The sequence below is a fragment of the Kitasatospora sp. NPDC127067 genome, assembly GCF_042724755.1.
Lineage (GTDB): Bacteria > Actinomycetota > Actinomycetes > Streptomycetales > Streptomycetaceae > Kitasatospora > Kitasatospora lactacystinica.
In genome coordinates, this window is sequence record NZ_JBHXEM010000060.1 from 46,931 (window position 1) to 51,270 (window position 4,340).

Consider the following 4,340-nt stretch of genomic DNA (forward strand, 5'->3'; position numbering starts at 1 on the left):
TGGTGGGGAGGGGGGGGGCGGGCACGTGGGGGGCGGACCGGCCTTGGGGCTGGTTCCTCTCTGATTTTGGGGGTGGTTGACGGCTTAAAGACGGGCCCCCCACCGCGAACTCATCGCCGCCCGGGGATGATCGCCGTCACGCTCCGGCGGTGGTGCGGCGGCGCCGACCGCCGGGCGGGGTCGGCTTCCTGCGCGCGGTTCAGGTGTGGATGGCGGCTTGGGTGCGGCAGTGGGTGAGGGCGTAGCGGATGCGGGTGTCTGGATTGGGGGTGGTGGCGAGGAGTTCGCCTGCGGTGGTGAGGGAGTTCCAGTAGCGGGTGGGGTCGCCGGCGCGGGGCAGGGGGTGGGTGGCGGCGAGGGAGAGGTAGGCGGCGGTGAGGTTGCCGGTGGTGAACCAGCGCTGGAGGCCGTGGTGGTGGCCGGGTCGGATGCCGCCCATGGCGTCGACGGCAGTCAGGAAGTGGCCGACGACGGCCTGTTCGGTGGGGGTGAGTTCCTTGGGGACGTCGAAGATGCCCAGGGCTTCGAGGACTTCGCCGGTGTCGGCTTCGGAGTCGGGGCGGGGGCCGGCGAGCAGGGCGTTGTGGCACTCGGCGAGGCGGCGGGTGATGTCGGGGAGGGGGATGTCGAGGGCGAGGCAGACGGCTTGGGCACAGGGGGCGGGCTTGTGGCCGAGGCGGGCGAGGAGGGCGTAGGTGGCGGCGGGGGTGGCGCCGCGCGCGAGGGTGTGGCGGGCGAGGGTGCTGAGGTGCATGAGGTGGTTCGGACTTTCAGGCGGTGACGGGGACGGAGGCAGGGGCGATGAAGGTCCAGACGTACTTGCCGATGCCGCCCGGGCGCGGGGAGCAGCCCCAGCGCTCGGCGAGCTCGTTGACGAGGAGCAGGCCGCGCCCGTGCTCGTCGTCCGGCGCGGCGGCACGGAGGGACGGCCGGCCGGATCCCGCGTCGTGGACTTCCAGCCGGAGACGGGAGTCCACGAGGGCGAAGCGGATCTCGATGTACCGGTCGGAGGGCGCGTCGGAATGCCGCACGGCGTTGGCGAAGAGTTCACACAGGAGCAGTTCGGCGGTGTCGCAGTAGCGCTCGCCGGAGGGCAGCCCGGAGAGGTAGGCGCGGAGAAGGTAGCGGGCCAGGGGCGCGGATTCGGGGCGGGAGTCGAGGCGCGCGACGAACATACGGGGGCGGCGGGCAATGAACATGGGGGACCTCAGAGGACGGAAGGGTGCACGAAGGAAGTGCGGCATCGGGCTGCGAATGTCTGGCACAGCGCCACCCAGTGGCCTGGACGGACGCTGCAAGAGATCACCGCGTCGAGCCGGTATTCGGTGGATACCTACCGAACGCCCTTGCGGACATTGAGTTCGATCGCGACGCCGGGTGGCGACAGGGGCCGGCTCACGACGGATGCCACGAATCGCCTCCGAGGCATGCGGAGTGTGCGACGACCGCCCGGCCGGCTGGGGCCCGGCCGGACCTGTCGGGCATGGCTGCTCTGCCTCAAGCACGCAAACCTACTGTCAGTAATCTGGCGACACCGTTTGGTGACCGGACTAATCGTCGCCCGCCCAAAGGACGTCCTGAAGGCCTTACAGAGGACTCTTGAGGGACACACAGAGGACATACAGCTCTGCCATGCGCCTGATGAGTCCCCAAAATGTCCTGCGAGTCCGTAGGGTTGATTCGTCATCAGCATGCGCGGAGGAGACTGTGCCCAACACCGCCCTTAAAGCAGCCAGGCAAGCCGCCGGCTACGCCAGCCAGCAGGCCTTGGCCGACGCCCTCACCCGGGCGGCCCGACAGCTTGGCCTTCGCGGCGCCTCCGTCAGCGTGCGCCAGATTCGCCGCTGGGAATCCGATACGCCCCCTTGGCCCGGGGAGGACTACCAACGCCTCCTGACTCACGTCCTACGGCAGCCGATTGAGGACCTGGGCTTCCGTGCTCCGTGGAACCGTTCCCGGCCCATGACTGCGAGCGTTGCCGCACCTGCAGCCACGCCTCGTACAGCGTCAACAGCCCTCCGCGGCGCGCTACCTCGGCCATACGGACCGCAGGGGAGCCAGCCAGGGACGGTCGGCTCCGACTACGCCATAGTCACCGAAGCTCACCGCCGGCTCTACCTGTCCACGGCGCCAGCCGCGCTGCACCCAACGGTGGCCGCACATGCCGATCTCGGCACCGTGCTACTCGGGGAGACAGACGGAGTTGCCCGCAAAGTGCTGGCCGCCGCCCTGGCCGAGTCGCTGCTGCTGCTCGGCCGAATCGAGTTCTTCGACCTACGGCAGCCCGACGCTGCTGACTCGACCTTTGTACGCGCACTTCAGGCCGCCGGTGAGGCGGACGACAACCTGCTCGGTGCCGCAATCCTCGCTCACAGCGCGTTCGTGCCCGGTTGGGCCGGCCACCTCAACGACGCGCGGGAACGTATGCACGCTGCCCGTACCTACGCTCGTCGGGCCCCGGTATCCACCGACGTACTGTCCTGGCTCGACGCAGTCGAGGCCGAGTGCCTCACTCGATGCGGCGACCATCGCGGCGCTCTCGCTCTGCTGCGGCACGCCGAGGATGTACTCACCGCTCGCAGCGACGTTCTGCCACCCGATTGGTTCACCTGGTTCTCGGCTACCCGGCTGCACGCGTTCCGTGGCAACACCGAGTTGCGAGCCGGTCTGCTTCCGCAGGCCCGGACCACACTGGAGCAGACGCTCGCCGAACTCCCGGAAACTGACGGCAAGCAACGCGTCGTAGTACTCGCCGACCTAGCGTCGGTCGAGGCCTCAGCCCGGCGACCAGAGCAGGCGTGTGCCCTACTGGAGCAGGCCCTCGACCAGCTGGCCATCACCTGGTACGCAACTGGCATGGAACGCGTGCGCGAGGCCCGGCGGGCACTCGCCCCGTGGCAGGACACGGCGGCCGTCCAACGCATGGACGACCGCCTCTACTCCTGGTCGGCGACGCTCAGCTCACTTCAGCGTTGAACTTGGCGATCAGGTCCGGAAGTTCCATCAGCGAGTCGATCCGGAACGTCGCCTGCTCCGCGGCCGGGTCCTGCTGCTGGATCCAGCCCCACGGGCCGCGCCGGATCAACGCCGTCCGCATCCCTGCCGCCCGGGCGGGGAGCACGTCGTTGTCGAGCCGGTCACCGACGTAGAGGATCTCGTGCGGCTCCGCAGGTACCACCTCGGTGACGCGCTCGAAGAAGGCGAGGTCCGGCTTGCTCGCGCCCCAGTCGTCGGAAGTGCCGATCAGGTCGACATCGTCCGTGAACAGCCGGCGAAGGATCACCCCGGCCCGCACGGTCTGGTTGCCGGCGATCATCAACCACAGGCCGTCCGCCCGAAGTTGAGCGAAGGCGCCTCGAACATCCGGGTAGAGATCGTCCTCACCGAAGGTCTCCGGCCGGCCGGCAGCCGCCCGCTTCTCGCGTTCCTCATAGAGGTCGAAGCCGGGGGCGAAGATCTGGAAGGTCTCCCGGTAGTCCCGGCCCTGCGCGATCACCGCGCCGAACTGGGCTACGAATGTGTGCCTCGGTATACCCAACCAGTCGGCCCAGGTGCCGTACTCCCGGGTCTCGTCGACCAGGCACTCCCCAACGTCGAACACCACAGCCTTGATCGTCATAACTGCAGCCTAGTGGGGCAAGGACGTCCCCCGGCGCCCCCTCCGAAGTCCTTCCGACTCTGGCCATGCGATGGCCGGGTCCAACACGCGGGGCGATCGAGGCGGAGCTCAAGGCCGTCGTACGCGGCCCCGAACGCGTCCTCGCATGCCTGGAGGAGATGTACCGCGACGTCCGATCCGCCTTCCCGAACCGCAGGCCCGAACCGTTCGCGGTCCGGGCCTGCGGTCTGTCCCCACTGCTCCCGGCGCGCCGCCGATCATTGCGACGACCCGCCGGGCTCAGGCGGCCTTCTCGGCGAGGGTGTGGGCGACGAGGGCGTTGGCGTGGCCGTGGCCGAGGCCGTGCTCGGTCTTGAGCCAGGCGACGAGTTCCATGTGCTTGGTGAGCGGGGAGGTGCGGACGAGGTCCTTCCACTCCTCGATCGGGCGGCCGTACTTCTTCTCGATGGCGGGGAAGTAGGAGGCGGGGTTGCCCTTGGCGGCCGGCTTCTTCTCGGCGGCGGGCTTCGCGGCGGGGGTGGCGGTCATAGGCGGTTCCTCTCGGCGGGGCACAGCGGGAAGCGGTGCGGTCACGGGTATGGACCGGGGCCCCCCCCCCCAAACAAACCCCCCCAAACGCGGGGCCCCGCACTTTTTTTTAAACCCCCCCCCCCCAAACCCGGGGGGGGCCCCGGGGGGGGGGGGGGGGGGGGCGGGGCCCCCCCCCCCACCCTTCCGGCAG

The 4,340-nt window shown here is 69.6% G+C and carries 5 protein-coding genes; 1 reads left to right on the forward strand and 4 read right to left on the reverse strand.

All coding sequences use genetic code 11. The annotated features are described in order from the left end of the window. Nucleotides 1–199: 199 nt before the first annotated feature. Together ACFWJ4_RS23610 and ACFWJ4_RS23615 are read right to left on the reverse strand one after the other, a co-directional pair. Complete coding sequence (locus ACFWJ4_RS23610) at nt 200–754, reverse strand: hypothetical protein (RefSeq protein WP_380546712.1); 555 nt, start codon at nt 752–754, stop codon at nt 200–202. 16 nt (nt 755–770) lie between these two features. After that, nucleotides 771–1,199, reverse strand: a complete 429-nt coding sequence (locus tag ACFWJ4_RS23615) for an ATP-binding protein (RefSeq protein ID WP_380546714.1) — start codon at nt 1,197–1,199, stop codon at nt 771–773. 1,015 nt (nt 1,200–2,214) lie between these two features. On the opposite strand from ACFWJ4_RS23615, the gene ACFWJ4_RS23620 reads away from it, so the two are divergent. Further along, on the forward strand, nt 2,215–2,976 hold the full coding sequence (locus ACFWJ4_RS23620) for a transcriptional regulator (protein WP_380546716.1): 762 nt from the start codon (nt 2,215–2,217) through the stop codon (nt 2,974–2,976). Here ACFWJ4_RS23620 and ACFWJ4_RS23625 read toward each other — a convergent pair. Both ACFWJ4_RS23625 and ACFWJ4_RS23630 read right to left on the reverse strand, forming a co-directional pair. Then, on the reverse strand, nt 2,957–3,619 hold the full coding sequence (locus ACFWJ4_RS23625; RefSeq protein ID WP_380546718.1) for an HAD family hydrolase: 663 nt from the start codon (nt 3,617–3,619) through the stop codon (nt 2,957–2,959). The two genes, ACFWJ4_RS23620 and ACFWJ4_RS23625, sit on opposite strands and share 20 nt — an antisense overlap. A 279-nt stretch (nt 3,620–3,898) precedes the next feature. Next, on the reverse strand, nt 3,899–4,147 hold the full coding sequence (locus ACFWJ4_RS23630; protein WP_380546719.1) for a DUF4287 domain-containing protein: 249 nt from the start codon (nt 4,145–4,147) through the stop codon (nt 3,899–3,901). Between the last annotated feature and the right edge of the window lie 193 nt (nt 4,148–4,340).

Excerpts from the sequence above, each read along its gene's own strand:
- ACFWJ4_RS23625 (WP_380546718.1), bottom strand. The coding sequence starts at position 3,619 with ATGACGATCAAGGCTGTGGTGTTCGACGTTGGGGAGTGCCTGGTCGAC.
- ACFWJ4_RS23615 (WP_380546714.1), bottom strand. The coding sequence starts at position 1,199 with ATGTTCATTGCCCGCCGCCCCCGTATGTTCGTCGCGCGCCTCGACTCC.
- ACFWJ4_RS23630 (WP_380546719.1), bottom strand. The coding sequence starts at position 4,147 with ATGACCGCCACCCCCGCCGCGAAGCCCGCCGCCGAGAAGAAGCCGGCC.
- ACFWJ4_RS23610 (WP_380546712.1), bottom strand. The coding sequence starts at position 754 with ATGCACCTCAGCACCCTCGCCCGCCACACCCTCGCGCGCGGCGCCACC.